Genomic DNA, 14,570 nt, shown 5'->3' on the forward strand with positions numbered 1-14,570 from the left:
GGCGGCCGACCCGCCCGACCCGCCAGTCCGAGGACGAACCGCTTCGTCCCACCGTTACGAGAGGCCGCCATGTCCCGTTCCGAAACCCTATTCGCCAATGCCCAGAAACACATCCCCGGCGGCGTCAACTCGCCGGTTCGCGCCTTCAAGAGCGTCGGCGGCACGCCGCTGTTCTTCAAGCATGCCGCCGGCGCCTACGTGGTCGACGAAGACGACAAGCGCTACGTCGACTACGTCGGGTCCTGGGGCCCGATGATCCTTGGCCACAGCCACCCCGACGTCATCGACGCGGTGCGCCGGCAGCTCGAGCACGGCCTTTCCTACGGTGCGCCGACCGAAATGGAAACGCGGATGGCCGAGCGCGTCTGCGCGATCGTGCCGTCGATGGAGATGGTGCGCATGGTCAGCTCCGGCACCGAGGCGACCATGAGCGCGATTCGCCTGGCGCGCGGCTACACCGGCCGCGACAGCATCATCAAGTTCGAGGGCTGCTACCACGGTCACTCGGACAGCCTGCTGGTGAAAGCCGGCTCCGGCGCCCTGACCCTGGGCGTGCCCAGCTCCCCCGGCGTGCCGGAAGCCTTCGCCAAGCACACCCTGACCCTGCCGTTCAACGACAGCGAAGCCGTGGCCCACCTGCTCGATCAGGTCGGCCAGGACGTCGCCTGCATCATCGTCGAGCCGGTGGCCGGCAACATGAACTGCGTGCCGCCGGCGCCCGGCTTCCTCGAAGGCCTGCGCGCCCAGTGCGACAAGCACGGCGTGGTGCTGATCTTCGACGAGGTGATGACCGGCTTCCGCGTCGCCCTCGGCGGCGCCCAGGCGCATTACGGCGTGACGCCGGACCTGTCGACCTTCGGCAAGATCATCGGCGGCGGCATGCCGGTCGGCTGCTTCGGCGGCAAGCGCGAAATCATGGCGTGCATCGCCCCACTCGGGCCGGTCTACCAGGCCGGCACCCTGTCGGGCAACCCGCTGGCCATGGCCGCCGGCCTGGCCACCCTGGAGCTGATCGGCCGTCCGGGCTTCCACGCCGAACTGAGCGACTTCACCACGCGCCTGCTGCAAGGCCTGCAGGACCGCGCCGATGCCGCCGGCGTGCCCTTCGTCACCACCCAGGCCGGGGGCATGTTCGGCCTCTACTTCAGCGGCGCCGACGATATCGTCACCTTCCAGGACGTGATGGCCAGCGACGCGGAGCGCTTCAAGCGCTTCTTCCACCTGATGCTGGAAGGCGGCGTGTACCTGGCGCCGAGCGCCTTCGAGGCGGGTTTCACCTCCATCGCCCACGGCGAGAAAGAGCTGGAGATCACCTTCAAGGCCGCCGAGCGCGCCTTCGCCGCCCTCGCGGCCTGAGCCTGAGGCCATGGGACGCCCTGCTCCGGCGGGCGTTCCGCCTCTGGAAAAACCTTTGCCAGGCACCGTCCGTCTCATCGGCGGAAACCTCGGCAGCCGCATGGGCCTCCCAATAGAGAGAGGCCGGCGGGGCACCTGGAAAAAAGTTTCGTGATACCACGTAAAGTTTTTGAAAGGCCGCGCCGGCTTGACCCATAATTGAACGTCGGCTTTTTCTCGCCGGCCGGGTTCTCCGAACCCGCCTCGTTCTGGAGGCGCTTCATGCACCGCGCTGGTCGAATCCTCTGCGCAACCTTTCTCCTGCTGCCGCTGGTCGCCCTGGCGGGCGGCAATTCGCTGCTCATCCCCTCGACCGGCCGCTGCACGTTGAATACCCAGCCCGAGGACCTGCCCGACGCGCTTTCCGCCTGCCAGCAAGCCGCCCACGCCGGCGACAGCGAAGCGCAGTTCGAACTGGGCCAGTTCTTCTACGAGGGCAAGCTCATTCCGCGCGACCTGCAGCAGGCGCTCAACTGGTTCGAGCAGGCCTCGTTGCAGGGCCATGCCGATGCGCAGCAGCGCCTGGGCAACATGTTCTTTCGCGGCGAGGGCGTACCGGCCAACAACGTGCAGGCGTACATCGTGCTGAAGATGGCCGCGGTGAACGGCTCGGAAGACGCGATGGATACCGCGGACTTGGTCGCCGCGCAGATGCGTCGCGATGAGCTGGAAATCGCCACCCAGGTGCTGGGGCAGATTTTCCGCAACTACCTGCTGGACTTGCAGACCGCCGACGGCGGCTCGCCTTTCGCTCCGCTGCCCTGAGCGGGCAAACCGCCCGCCGCGTGCCATCGCCGGAATCGCTCGAACTCATCCTGGACCAACGCTTGACCGGCGAGCTTGGAACGTCGGCGCACCCATGTCGACAGAATCGAACCGGCGACGCGGGGCGTGCACGGGAGGCGGACGCTCACTCCGCCACAACCGGCGCCGCCGCCCCGACCGACCCGACGGGTCGAACCCGAAACCCGCGCCCTTACTTCTCCGGCATCGGCATGGGGAAGGGCATCACGTTGCTGCCGCCGCCCTTGGCTTCGCTGATCTTCGGGATACCCAAGCGCTCCACTTCGTCGATGCGGATGATCGCGTGCATCGGCACGAAGCTGCGCACCACGCCTTCGAACTGGGCCTTGAGCTTTTCCTCGCTGGGATCGACCACCACCTGGGTGCGTTCGCCGAAGACGAACTCCTCCACCTCGAGGAAACCCCACAGATCGCTTTGGTAGATCTGCTTGGCGTACATCTCGTACACCTGGCCCTGGTTGAGAAAAATCACCTTGTAGATCGGGGCTTCGCGCTTGCTCATGAACGGCCGGTGGGGTTGTCTGGAAAAGAAGGGCGCGAAGCATAGCACGGCCTTCGAAAGACGGGATTCGCCCGGTCGGGACGCGGGTGCCGCCCTTGGCCGGTCCGGGCGCCGCGCGGGTCGATCGAAGGCACCGACGGGTGCCCGAAGCGCTTTTCCCGCACCGCCTAACGCCCTATAATCCCCGGTCATTTTTTAACCAGCCCGACGTACCCATGTCCAAGAAGCTCTACATCGAAACCCACGGCTGCCAGATGAACGAGTACGACTCGTCGCGCATGGTCGATCTGCTCGGCGAGCACGAGGCGTTGGAGGTCACGGAAAATCCGGCCGAAGCCGACGTGATCCTGCTGAATACCTGCTCGATCCGCGAGAAGGCCCAGGACAAGGTGTTTTCGCAACTGGGCCGCTGGCGCGAGCTGAAGCTGTCCAACCCTGGCCTGGTGATCGGCGTCGGCGGCTGCGTGGCGAGCCAGGAAGGCGCCGCCATCCGCGACCGCGCACCCTACGTGGACGTGGTGTTCGGGCCGCAGACCCTGCACCGCCTGCCGGAAATGATCGATGCCGCACGGGCCACCGGCGCGCCCCAGGTGGACATTTCCTTCCCCGAGATCGAGAAGTTCGACCGCCTGCCGGAGCCGCGGGTCGACGGCCCCAGCGCCTTCGTGTCGGTGATGGAAGGCTGCAGCAAATATTGCAGCTTCTGCGTGGTGCCCTACACCCGCGGCGAGGAAGTCAGCCGCCCGTTCGACGACGTGCTCGCCGAGGTGATCCACCTGGCCGACCACGGCGTGCGCGAAGTGACCCTGCTCGGGCAGAACGTCAACGGCTACCGCGGCGTCACCCATGACGGCCGCATCGCCGACTTCGCCGAGCTGATCCGGGTGGTCGCCGCGGTGGAGGGCATCGACCGCATCCGCTACACCACCTCGCACCCGCTGGAATTCTCCGACGCCCTGATCGCCGCCCATGCCGAGGTGCCGGAACTGGTGAAGTTCGTCCATCTGCCGGTGCAGGCCGGCTCGGACCGCATCCTCGCGGCGATGAAGCGCAACCACACGGCGCTGGAATACAAGTCGCGGATCCGCAAGCTGCGCGCCGCGGTGCCGGACATCTGCATCAGCTCGGACTTCATCGTCGGCTTCCCCGGCGAGACCGAGAAGGATTTCGAGCAGACCATGAAGCTGGTGGAGGACGTCGGCTTCGACTTCTCCTACTCCTTCGTCTACAGCGCCCGCCCGGGCACCCCGGCGGCCGACCTGCCCGACGAGATGAGCGACGAGCAGAAGAAGCAGCGCCTGCAGATCCTCCAGGCGCGCATCCATCAGCAAGGCTTCGAGATCAGCCGACGGATGGTCGGCAGCACCCAGCGCATCCTGGTGAGCGACTTCTCCAAGAAGGACCCGGGCATGCTCCAGGGCCGCACCGAGAACAACCGCATCGTCAATTTCCACAGCGCCAATCCGCGGCTGATCGGCCAGTTCGTCGACGTGCACATCGACGCTGCGCTGCCCCACTCCTTGCGTGGCACGCTGATCGAAGCGACGCTGCACTGAACCGCCGCGGGCACCGCCGACGGGCCGCGCCGCGCGCGGCTTGTCGCTGGCGCCCCCGAGCATGTAGCCTGTCCCCCTCGAACGGATATTTCCTACGACATTGAACGCACCCTCAGACCTCCATCGCTTCACCCTCGAACCCTTCGAAGCGCAGCGCTTCGCCAACCTCAGCGGGCAACTCGACGCGCACCTGCGCCTCATCGAGCAACGCCTGGCCATCGAAATCCGCAACCGTGGCAACCAGTTCGAACTGGTCGGCGACGCGGCGCGCACCCTGGCCGCGGAAAACCTGCTGCGACGCCTGTACCGTGAAACCGAGGCCACCGAGCTGACGCCCGACCTGGTGCACCTGTTCCTGCAGGAATCCGGCATGGAAGACCTGGTCGCGGCGCAAACCGAGGTGGGCATCGGCCTGCGCACGCGCAAGGGCATGATCCGGCCGCGCGGCGCCAATCAGCAGCGCTACGTGAAGTCGATCTTCGACCACGACATCAATTTCGGCATCGGCCCGGCCGGCACCGGCAAGACCTACCTGGCGGTGGCCTGCGCGGTGGACGCGCTGGAACGCGAACAGGTGCGGCGCATCCTGCTGGTGCGCCCGGCGGTGGAAGCGGGCGAGAAGCTCGGCTTCCTCCCCGGCGACCTGTCGCAGAAGATCGACCCCTACCTGCGCCCGCTCTACGACGCCCTCTACGAAATGCTCGGCTTCGAGCAGGTGGCCAAGCTGATCGAACGCCAGGTCATCGAAGTGGCGCCCCTCGCCTACATGCGCGGACGCACCCTGAACAACAGCTTCATCATTCTCGACGAGAGCCAGAACACCACCCTCGAACAGATGAAGATGTTCCTCACCCGCATCGGCTTCGGTTCCACGGCGGTGATCACCGGGGACATCACCCAGGTCGACCTGCCGCGCGGCACCAAGTCCGGCCTCACCCACGTGATCGACGTGCTCAAGGACGTGCCGGGCATCGGCTTCACCCACTTCCTCTCGAAGGACGTGGTGCGCCATCCCCTGGTGCAGCGCATCGTCGAGGCCTATGACCGCTTCGAGGCGCGCCAGCAGGCGCAGACCGCTCCCAAGGCGCGGCCCGCGGACAACGACCCCGGTGCGCTCGACGACGATGCTTGAACTCGACCTGCAGAACGCCAGCCAGGCCAGCGACCTGCCTGGCGAAGAGGATTTCCGGCGCTGGTGCGAGCTGGCGCTGCGTCAGCGCAGCGCCGATTCCGAGCTGACCATCCGCCTGGTGGACGAAGAGGAAGGCCGTTCCCTGAATCACACCTGGCGGCACAAGGATTACGCCACTAACGTGCTGTCCTTTCCCGCCGATATCCCGGACGGGCCGAACGGCGAGCCGTTGCTGGACATCCCCTTGCTCGGCGACCTGGTGATCTGCGCCCCGGTGGTGGTCCGCGAGGCCGAGGAACAGGGCAAGCCGGTGCAGGCGCACTGGGCGCACCTGGTGATCCACGGCTGCCTGCACCTGCTCGGCTACGACCACCTGGAAGACGCCGAGGCCGAGGAAATGGAAGAACTGGAACGACAATTGCTCGCCGAACTGGGCCATCCCGATCCCTACTGACCACGATCAGGTTTTCTTCCGGACAGCCGGCGGTGCCACCGCCCGCGCTTCCGACCCGATACACACACGCAAAGGAACATCGAGTAACAAGCATGAGCGAAGATCGATCGAGCAGCGGGCAGAAGTCCTGGCTGGGCAAACTCACCCAGGCCTTCGCCCACGAGCCGAAGAACCGCCAGGAACTGCTGGAGCTGCTCCGCGAAGCGCACCAGAACAAACTGCTCGACAGCGAGGCGCTGGCCATCGTCGAGGGCGCCATCCAGGTCGCCGACCTGCAGGTGCGCGACATCATGGTGCCCCGCTCGCAACTGATCAGCATCAAGGCCTGCCAGACACCCCAGGAATTCCTGCCGGCGATCATCGACGCCGCCCACTCGCGCTACCCGGTGGTCGGCGAAAGCCTGGACGACGTGATCGGCGTACTGCTGGCCAAGGACCTGCTGCCGCTGCTGCTCAAGCAGCATGACGAGGCGGTTTTCAACCTCAAGGACATGCTGCGCCCGGCCACCTTCGTGCCCGAATCGAAACGCCTGAACGTGCTGCTGCGGGAATTCCGCGCCAACCACAACCACATGGCCATCGTCATCGACGAATACGGCGGCGTCGCCGGCCTGGTGACCATTGAGGACGTGCTCGAGCAGATCGTCGGTGACATCGAGGACGAGCACGACGTCGAGGAAGACAGCTACATCAAGCCGCTGCCCAGCGGCGACTTCATCGTCAAGGCGCTGACCCCGGTGGACGCCTTCAACGAATTCTTCGAGACCCACTTCTCCGAAGACGATTTCGACACCGTCGGCGGCCTGGTGATGGGCTCCTTCGGCCACCTGCCGAAACGCAACGAGACCACCGAAATCGGCGACTTCCGCTTCCGCGTGCTCAACGCCGACAGCCGCCGCGTGCACCTGCTGCGCCTCACCCCGCTCTCGCGCTGACCGCCCGCATCGGTCCGCCCGGCAAGCCGCCGCGCCGGGCGACCGGCGCTCGCGCGTGTGGCGCGCCGCCGCGGGCTCCCTGTACCCTTGCCGACGCCTTTTCCCCTCCGAGGACTTTCGATGCGCTGGATCACCCGTCCAGGCTGGCCGGGCAACCTGATTGCCCTGTTCGCCGGTGCCCTGACCCCCTTGACGCTGGCGCCCTTCGACGTCTGGCCCCTGGCACTGGTGTCGCTGGCGCTGTTCTATCTCGGCCTGCGCGAACTGGCGCCCCGGGGCGCCCTGGCCCGAGGCTGGTGCTACGGCTTCGGCCTGTTCATCGCCGGCACCAGCTGGATCTACGTCAGCATCCACGACTACGGTGCGGCACCGGTTCCCCTGGCGGCGTTCCTCACCGGCGGGTTCTGCGCCGGGGTCGCGCTGTTCTTCGCCCTGCCCGCCTGGCTCTGGGCGCGCTGGCTGCGCCGCAGCGAGGCGCCGCTCGCCGACGCCCTGGCCTTCGCCGCGCTGTGGCTGTTGCAGGAGGCCTTCCGCGGTTGGTTCCTCACCGGTTTCCCCTGGCTCTACGCCGGCTACAGCCAGCAACAAGGGCCGCTGGCCGGGCTTGTGCCGCTGGGTGGGGTCTGGCTGGTGTCCTTCGCCCTGGCGTCGAGCGCCGCGCTGCTGGTCAACCTGCCGCGGCTGCGCGCGCGCAAGGCATTCCTGGGGCTGGCGATCCTATTGCTGGCCGCGCCCTGGATCGCCGGCCCGCTGCTGCGGGGACACGCCTGGACCCAGCCGAAGGGCGAGACCCTGCGCGTCGCGGCCATCCAGGGCAACGTCGCCCAGCAGATGAAATGGGACCCCGAGCACCTCAACGCACAACTGGCGCTGTACCGCGACATGACCCGTTCGAGCCGCCCGGCCGACCTGATCGTCTGGCCGGAAACCGCGGTGCCGATCCTCAAGGATTTTGCCGAACCCTACCTGCGGGAAATGGATGCCTTCGCCAAGGACCGCCAGGCGGCGCTGATCACCGGGGTGCCGGTGCGCCAGATCCAGGCCAACGGCGAGAAACGCTATTACAACGGCATCACCGTGGTCGGCCGGGGCAGCGGCGACTACCTGAAACAGAAGCTGGTGCCGTTCGGCGAATACGTGCCCTTGCAGGACCTGCTGCGCGGCCTGATCGCCTTCTTCGACCTGCCCATGTCGGACTTCGCCCGCGGGCCGGCGGATCAGCCGCTACTCGAGGCGCGGGGTTACAAGCTGGCACCCTACATCTGCTACGAGGTGGTCTACCCGGAGTTCGCCGCGTCCCTGGCGGCGCAGAGCGACATGCTGCTGACGATCAGCAACGACACCTGGTTCGGCACCTCCATCGGCCCCTTGCAGCACCTGCAAATGGCCCAGATGCGCGCCCTGGAAGCCGGCCGCTGGATGATCCGCGCGACCAACAACGGCGTCACCGCGCTGATCGATCCCCAGGGCCGCATCACCGCGCAGATTCCGCAGTTCCAGCCGGCCGTGCTGTACGGCGAGGTGCAGCCCATGCAAGGGCTGACGCCCTACCTGCACTGGCGCTCCTGGCCCCTGGCGATTCTCTGCGCCGTGCTGCTGCTCTGGGCGCGGCTGGCCAGCCGCTTCAGCAAGATGATCTGAACCCAGGAGCCTCGGGCCTCAAGGATAGATCAGCGGATAGAGCAGCAGGCCGGCCGCCTCGTTGAGCAGCACACCGTTTTGCCACATGGCGCGGCTTTCCGGCAGCCAGCCGCCCAAGGGCCGCGCGGTGGCGAGGCCGAGCGCGCCGACCGGGGCGCCGACCACCTGCAAGCCCTGTTGCTCGAAGCACCAGCGGGCGCGCGGCATGTGCCAGGCCTGGGTGACCAGCACCACCCGGGTCACCCCCTCGGCGGCGAGCAGCCGCGCCGAGTCCACGGCATTTTCCCAGGTCGTGCGGCTGTGGCCTTCCTGCCAGCGCACCGCCACCCCATAGTCGTCCCGCAGGCTGTCGGCCATGATCGCCGCCTCGCTGGGCGGCTGGCCGTAGTGCAAGCCACCCGAAGTCAACAGCGGAAGGCCGCTGGCCCGGGCCAGGCGCGCGGCGTAGCGCAGCCGTTCGTTGGCCATCAGGCCGGGCTGTGGCGTATCCCAGGCGGCGTCTCGCTCACGGCCGGCGCCGAGCACCACGATGGCCTGCGCACGTTCGGACAACCGCCCCAGTTCCGCGCTGGCCAGTGCGGGCTCGCGTTCCAGGGCGCGCGCCGCGTGCTCGACCACCGCGGGCAGGCTCATCAGCAACAACCCGGCGAAACCGACGACGAAGCAGCCGGCGGCCAGCCGGGGCCGCCGCCGGTGCCACCAGCAGGCGAGCAGCAGAAGCAGCAACAGGCAGCCGGGCGGCATCAATAGTTGTTTGAAGATATAGCGAAACGGCATGGTGGCACCTCCGGACGTGCCCGCAGCCTAAGGCAGCGGCAGGCCACGGACAACCAGACATGCAGCATCGGGATCGCGCATCCCTGCGCGGGGAAGAGGGCTCAGCGAGACCGGGGTGACGCGACCGGGCGCAGCACCGGCAGGGCCAGCCGCGCCGCGTTCGGCGAGGGAGACTTTCGGGAGTCGCCACGGGCGGTTGCCTCGGCCGCATCCTGCCAGCCCCGCAACCAGCTCGTGTCCTGCTTCAGATAGGCGCGAATCAGGCCGAGCTCGGCCAGGCTGAGTCCCTTGAGTTCCAGTTCGGCGGGGTGCTCGTCGCGCAACCACCCCGCCGTGTCCGCCTCGTCGAGGGCGAGGACCACCCGCCGCAACAGCCGTTCGTACAAACCCGTTCCCGCTCCCGCACAACGCGAGTCATTCATCGGTCACCTCGGTCGGCCCCGGATCGGCCGGATGCGGAAAGCTTAGCGTCCCCTCGCCGCCGGACCTGACGGCCGCGACAAACGGCGTTCGCCGCGCGGGCGCCGGACAATCAGGGTTTCCCTCAGCGGAGGGGGGTCATGTATGCTACGGCGCTTCCCGTAAGCCCTCATTTTCCAGCGCCAGTAGCCATGCACGAACAGTATCAGCCCCGCGAAATCGAAGCCGCCGCGCAATCCTTCTGGGAGCGGAACCAGTCCTTCCTGGCCACCATGAAACCCGGCAAGGAAAAGTTCTACTGCCTGTCGATGTTCCCCTATCCCAGCGGCAAGCTGCACATGGGGCACGTGCGCAACTACACCATCGGCGACGTCATCGCCCGCTACCAGCGCATGCTCGGCAAGAACGTGCTGCAACCCATGGGCTGGGACGCGTTCGGCATGCCGGCGGAAAACGCCGCGATGAAGAACAAGGTCGCACCGGCGAAGTGGACCTACGAAAACATCGAGTACATGAAGAACCAGTTGAAGAGCCTCGGCCTGGCCATCGACTGGACGCGCGAAGTCACCACCTGCAAGCCGGACTACTATCGCTGGGAGCAGTGGCTGTTCACCCAGCTGTTCGAGAAAGGCATCATCTACCGCAAGAACGGCACGGTTAACTGGGACCCGGTGGACCAGACCGTGCTGGCCAACGAGCAGGTCATCGACGGCCGCGGCTGGCGCTCCGGCGCGCTGATCGAGAAGCGCGAAATCCCCATGTACTACTTCAAGATCACCGCCTACGCGGAAGAGCTCTTGAGTAGCCTCGACAACCTGCCCGGCTGGCCCGAGCAGGTGAAGACCATGCAGCGCAACTGGATCGGCAAATCGCGCGGCATGGAAGTCAGTTTCCCCTACGACGTCGCCAGCATCGGCGAGGCCGGCGCGCTGAAGGTCTTCACCACCCGCCCCGACACCCTGATGGGCGCCACCTACGTCGCGGTGGCCGCCGAGCACCCGCTGGCGACCCTCGCGGCGAAGAGCGACGCCCGCCTGCAGGCCTTCATCGACGAATGCAAGCGCGGCGGCGTCGCCGAGGCGGACATCGCCACCCAGGAAAAGAAAGGCATCCCCACCGCGCTGAAGGTCGAGCACCCGCTGACCGGCGAGAAACTGCCGGTGTGGGTCGCCAACTACGTGCTGATGCACTACGGCGACGGCGCGGTCATGGCGGTCCCCGCCCACGACGCCCGCGACTTCGAGTTCGCGCTCAAGTACGACCTGCCGGTCAAGCCGGTGGTACGCACCTCCGCCGGCGACGAGACGCCCGCGCCCTGGATGGACGTCTACGGCGAGCACGGCACCCTGATCAACTCGGGCGAGTTCGACGGGCTGGACTTCGCCGGCGCCTTCGACGCCATCGAAGTCGCCCTGCTGAAGAAAGGCCTCGGCAAATCGCGCATCCAGTTCCGCCTGCGCGACTGGGGCATCAGCCGCCAGCGCTACTGGGGCTGCCCGATCCCGATCATCCACAGCGAAGACGGCGACGACATCCCGGTCCCCGCCGACCTGCTGCCGGTGATCCTGCCGGAAGACGTGGTGCCGGACGGCGCCGGCAGCCCGCTGGCCCGCCTGCCCTCGTTCTACGAGACCACCGACCCGCGCACCGGCAAGCCGGCGCGTCGCGAAACCGACACCATGGACACCTTCGTCGAGTCCTCCTGGTATTTCGCCCGCTACGCCTCGCCGAACTTCACCGGCGGCATGCTGAACAAGGAAGAGGCCAACTACTGGCTGCCGGTGGACCAGTACATCGGCGGCATCGAGCACGCCATCCTCCACCTGCTCTACGCGCGCTTCTTCCACAAGCTGATGCGCGACCAGGGCCTGATCGACTCCGACGAGCCTTTCGACAACCTGCTGACCCAGGGCATGGTGGTAGCCGAGACCTACTACCGCACCCAGCCCAACGGCAGCAAGGACTGGTTCAACCCGGCCGACGTCGAGATCGAGCGGGACGCCAAGGCCAAGGTGATCGGCGCGCGCCTCAAGGCCGATGGCCTGCCGGTGGAAATCGGCGGCATCGAGAAGATGTCCAAGTCGAAGAACAACGGGGTCGATCCCCAGGCGATGATCGACCAGTACGGCGCCGACACCTGCCGCCTGTTCATGATGTTCGCCTCGCCGCCGGACATGAGCCTGGAATGGTCCGACTCCGGCGTCGAGGGCGCCAGCCGCTTCCTCCGCCGCGTCTGGCGCCTGGCCCACAGCCACGTCAGCGGCGGCCTGCCGCAGACGCGCATGCTCAGCGAAGAACAGAAGGCCGGCCTCAGCGATGCCCAGAAGGACGTGCGCCGCGCGATCCACCTAGCGATCCGCCAGGCCAGCCAGGATATCGGCCTGCACCACAAGTTCAACACCGCCATCGCCCAGGTGATGACCCTGATGAACGTGCTGGAAAAAGCCCCGCAGGACAGCGCGCTGGACCGCGTGCTGCTGCAGGAAGGCCTGGAGACCGTGAGCCTGCTGCTCGCGCCGATCACCCCCCACATCAGCCACAGCCTGTGGGAGCGCCTCGGCCACACCGGCACGGTGATCGACGCCCACTGGCCGACGGTGGACGAGTCCGCGCTGGTCCAGGACAGCCTGCGCCTGGTGGTCCAGGTCAACGGCAAGCTGCGCGGGCACATCGATGTGCCGGCCGACGCCAGCCGCGAAGCGGTGGAGGCCACCGCGCGGGAAAACGAGAACGTGCTGCGCTTCACCGAAGGCCTGAGCATCCGCAAGGTGATCGTGGTACCGGGCAAGCTGGTCAACATAGTCGCAAACTGACACTGCGGCCGGCCGCCACCGGCCGGCGAATCTTCGCGCGGCGCGGGCTCCCGGCCCGTGCCCGAGTGGCTTTGAGGGGATAACGAACATGATGAAACGGAATCTGCTGGTCATGGGCCTGGCCATTCTGCTGAGCGCCTGCGGCTTCCAGTTGCGCGGCACCGGCGACGTGGACTTCGCGCTGAAGGAAATCGACCTGGAGGCGCGCAACGCCTACGGCGACACCGTGCGCCAGCTGCGCCACCTGCTGAAGAGCAACCACGTCAAGGTGCACGCCGGCGCGCCCTACAAACTGCTGCTGGTCCGCGAGCAGGAAACCCGCCGCACCGCCAGCTACACCGGTGCTGCCCGTAGCGCCGAGTACGAGCTGAACACCAAGCTGAACTACGAGATCCGCAGCAGCGACAACCTGTTGCTGATGCAGGACCAGGTCGACGTGCAGAAGGTCTACGTCCACGACGAGAACAACCTGATCGGTTCCGACCAGGAAGCCGCCCAGCTTCGCGAGGAAATGCGTCGCGACTTGGTGCAGCAGATGGTCCTGCGCCTGCAACTGATCACGCCGGAGCAACTGGAAGAACGCCAGCGCACCGCGGAAGCCAAGGCGAAGGCCGAGGCCGATGCCCTCGAAGCGCAGCGCCGCAGCCAGGAAGAACAGCCGCAGCAGCCGCCGCTCAAACTGCCGCTGAAGATTCAGTGAGCCCACGGGGCCGGGCGACCGGCCCCCGCGCTTCCCGCCGATGAAACTCTCCCCCGCCCAACTGGCCAAGCACCTCCAGGGCAGTCTCGCGCCGGTGTATGCGGTCAGCGGCGACGATCCGCTGCTCTGCCAGGAAGCCTGCGACGCCATCCGCGCCGCCGCCCGCGCCCAGGCCTTCGGCGAACGCCAGGTGTTCAGCGCCGAGGCCAATTTCGACTGGGGCCAATTGCACGAGGCCGGCGCCAGCCTGTCGCTGTTCGCCGACAAGCGCCTGCTGGAACTGCGCCTGCCCTCCGGCAAGCCCGGCGACAAGGGCTCGGCGGCGCTCCTCGAATACCTGGCCCGGCCGCCGGAAGATACCCTGCTGCTGCTGAGCCTGCCGAAGCTGGACGGCAGCACCCAGAAGACCAAATGGGCCAAGGCGCTCATCGACGGCAACCAGGCGCAGTTCATCCAGATCTGGCCGGTGGATGCCGTCCAACTCCCCCAATGGATTCGCCAGCGCCTGGCCCAGGCCGGGCTTGCCGCGAGCCCGGAGGCGGTGGACCTGATCGCCGCGCGGGTGGAGGGCAACTTGCTGGCGGCCGCCCAGGAAATCGAAAAACTCAAGCTGCTCGCCAGCGGCGACCAGATCGACGTCACCACCGTGCAGGCGGCGGTGGCCGACAGCGCGCGCTTCGACGTCTTCGGCCTGATCGATTCCGTGCTCAACGGCGAGGCGGCCCATGCCCTGCGCATGCTCGAAGGCCTGCGCGGCGAGGGCGTGGAAACCCCGGTGATCCTCTGGGCCCTCGCCCGGGAACTGCGCCTGCTGGCCTCGCTGGCGCAACAGTTCGCCCACGGCGTGCCCTTGGAAAAGGCCTTCTCGGCGGCCCGCCCGCCGGTCTGGGACAAGCGCCGGCCGTTGATGAGCCGTGCCTTGCAACGTCATCCCGCCTCCCGCTGGAACCAACTGCTGATGGACGCCCAGCGCATCGACGCACAGATCAAGGGCCAGGCTCCCGGCTCCGCCTGGACGTCGCTGGCACGCCTTTGCCTGCTCGCTGCCGGCCAGCGCCTCTCGTTGCCGGCGGAAAGCTGAAGATCGCCGGCCAGGCTCTCGACAGCGCCGGGCTTTTGCTCGAAGATTCGCCCTCCTCAACCCCACTCGAGGCAGGTCCATGGCCAAATCCACGAAAAAAGGCCCGAACAAGGCCAAATCCCTGATCGCCCAACCGCTGTTCCGCTGCCGACGGGAAAAGCCCCGAAAAGGCAAAGGCAGCTACCGCCGAGAAGCCTCCCCGTCCTCCAACTGGGAGGCTTCGGTCGTTCTGGCCGCCTAAGAAAGGCCCTGCCGTGATAAGGTCTCGGTCTGTTCGCCAGAGACATCCGTCATGTTCGACGTTGAAATACCCGGCCTGGCCCTGCGTGGGTTGATCGCCGGTTCCACCCTGTTGTTGAG

General features: G+C 67.1%; 13 protein-coding genes and 1 pseudogene. 11 read left to right on the forward strand and 3 right to left on the reverse strand.

Translation table 11 applies throughout. The features are described 5' to 3' along the window. The first annotated feature begins 69 nt into the window (after positions 1 to 69). Both hemL and OGL92_RS13460 read left to right on the forward strand, forming a co-directional pair. Complete coding sequence (hemL, locus tag OGL92_RS13455; protein WP_263144193.1) at positions 70 to 1,356, forward strand: glutamate-1-semialdehyde 2,1-aminomutase; 1,287 nt, start codon at positions 70 to 72, stop codon at positions 1,354 to 1,356. 261 nt (positions 1,357 to 1,617) lie between these two features. After that, positions 1,618 to 2,160 carry a tetratricopeptide repeat protein gene (locus OGL92_RS13460; RefSeq protein WP_263144195.1) on the forward strand — a complete coding sequence of 181 codons (543 nt, stop codon included), beginning with the start codon at positions 1,618 to 1,620 and terminating at the stop codon, positions 2,158 to 2,160. A gap of 211 nt (positions 2,161 to 2,371) precedes the next feature. Here OGL92_RS13460 and OGL92_RS13465 read toward each other — a convergent pair whose 3' ends face one another. After that, positions 2,372 to 2,701: a DUF1820 family protein gene (locus tag OGL92_RS13465; protein WP_263144197.1), complete on the reverse strand. Its 330-nt coding sequence runs from the start codon at positions 2,699 to 2,701 to the stop codon at positions 2,372 to 2,374. 215 nt (positions 2,702 to 2,916) lie between these two features. Here OGL92_RS13465 and miaB point away from each other — a divergent pair, with 215 nt between their 5' ends. The 5 genes from miaB to lnt all read left to right on the forward strand — a co-directional run bounded on the left by miaB (position 2,917) and on the right by lnt (position 8,419). Beyond that, positions 2,917 to 4,257 carry a tRNA (N6-isopentenyl adenosine(37)-C2)-methylthiotransferase MiaB gene (gene miaB, locus OGL92_RS13470; RefSeq protein WP_263144198.1) on the forward strand — a complete coding sequence of 447 codons (1,341 nt, stop codon included), beginning with the start codon at positions 2,917 to 2,919 and terminating at the stop codon, positions 4,255 to 4,257. A 100-nt stretch (positions 4,258 to 4,357) separates the two neighbouring features. Further along, complete coding sequence (locus OGL92_RS13475; RefSeq protein WP_263144199.1) at positions 4,358 to 5,389, forward strand: PhoH family protein; 1,032 nt, start codon at positions 4,358 to 4,360, stop codon at positions 5,387 to 5,389. Further along, on the forward strand, positions 5,382 to 5,843 hold the full coding sequence (gene ybeY / locus OGL92_RS13480) for an rRNA maturation RNase YbeY (RefSeq protein WP_263144200.1): 462 nt from the start codon (positions 5,382 to 5,384) through the stop codon (positions 5,841 to 5,843). Before OGL92_RS13475 ends, ybeY begins: the two co-directional genes overlap by 8 nt. A gap of 92 nt (positions 5,844 to 5,935) precedes the next feature. After that, on the forward strand, positions 5,936 to 6,778 hold the full coding sequence (locus tag OGL92_RS13485; protein ID WP_263144201.1) for an HlyC/CorC family transporter: 843 nt from the start codon (positions 5,936 to 5,938) through the stop codon (positions 6,776 to 6,778). Positions 6,779 to 6,898: 120 nt separating this feature from the next. Next, a complete protein-coding gene (gene lnt, locus OGL92_RS13490; RefSeq protein WP_263144203.1) occupies positions 6,899 to 8,419 on the forward strand; it encodes an apolipoprotein N-acyltransferase in 1,521 nt (506 codons plus the stop codon). Between the two features lie 18 nt (positions 8,420 to 8,437). Here the strand turns inward: lnt and OGL92_RS13495 are convergent, their stop codons facing one another. Together OGL92_RS13495 and OGL92_RS13500 are read right to left on the reverse strand one after the other, a co-directional pair. Next, entirely contained in the window at positions 8,438 to 9,196 is a 759-nt protein-coding gene (locus OGL92_RS13495; protein ID WP_263144204.1) for a YdcF family protein, read from the reverse strand. Between the two features lie 200 nt (positions 9,197 to 9,396). Next, positions 9,397 to 9,618: pseudogene (locus tag OGL92_RS13500) on the reverse strand (hypothetical protein); the annotation flags it as partial. Between the two features lie 189 nt (positions 9,619 to 9,807). Between OGL92_RS13500 and leuS the strand changes: the two are divergent. From leuS to arfA, 4 genes are all read left to right on the forward strand, one after another. Continuing rightward, complete coding sequence (gene leuS, locus OGL92_RS13505; RefSeq protein WP_263144206.1) at positions 9,808 to 12,429, forward strand: leucine--tRNA ligase; 2,622 nt, start codon at positions 9,808 to 9,810, stop codon at positions 12,427 to 12,429. 88 nt (positions 12,430 to 12,517) lie between these two features. Next, entirely contained in the window at positions 12,518 to 13,129 is a 612-nt protein-coding gene (gene lptE / locus OGL92_RS13510; protein ID WP_263144208.1) for an LPS assembly lipoprotein LptE, read from the forward strand. A gap of 40 nt (positions 13,130 to 13,169) precedes the next feature. Next, positions 13,170 to 14,210: a DNA polymerase III subunit delta gene (gene holA / locus OGL92_RS13515; protein WP_263144209.1), complete on the forward strand. Its 1,041-nt coding sequence runs from the start codon at positions 13,170 to 13,172 to the stop codon at positions 14,208 to 14,210. A 79-nt stretch (positions 14,211 to 14,289) separates the two neighbouring features. Continuing rightward, on the forward strand, positions 14,290 to 14,451 hold the full coding sequence (arfA, locus tag OGL92_RS13520; RefSeq protein ID WP_263144210.1) for an alternative ribosome rescue factor ArfA: 162 nt from the start codon (positions 14,290 to 14,292) through the stop codon (positions 14,449 to 14,451). Positions 14,452 to 14,570 lie beyond the last annotated feature (119 nt).

The organism is Pseudomonas sp. RIT-PI-AD, from assembly GCF_025642785.1.
Classification (GTDB): domain Bacteria; phylum Pseudomonadota; class Gammaproteobacteria; order Pseudomonadales; family Pseudomonadaceae; genus Pseudomonas_T.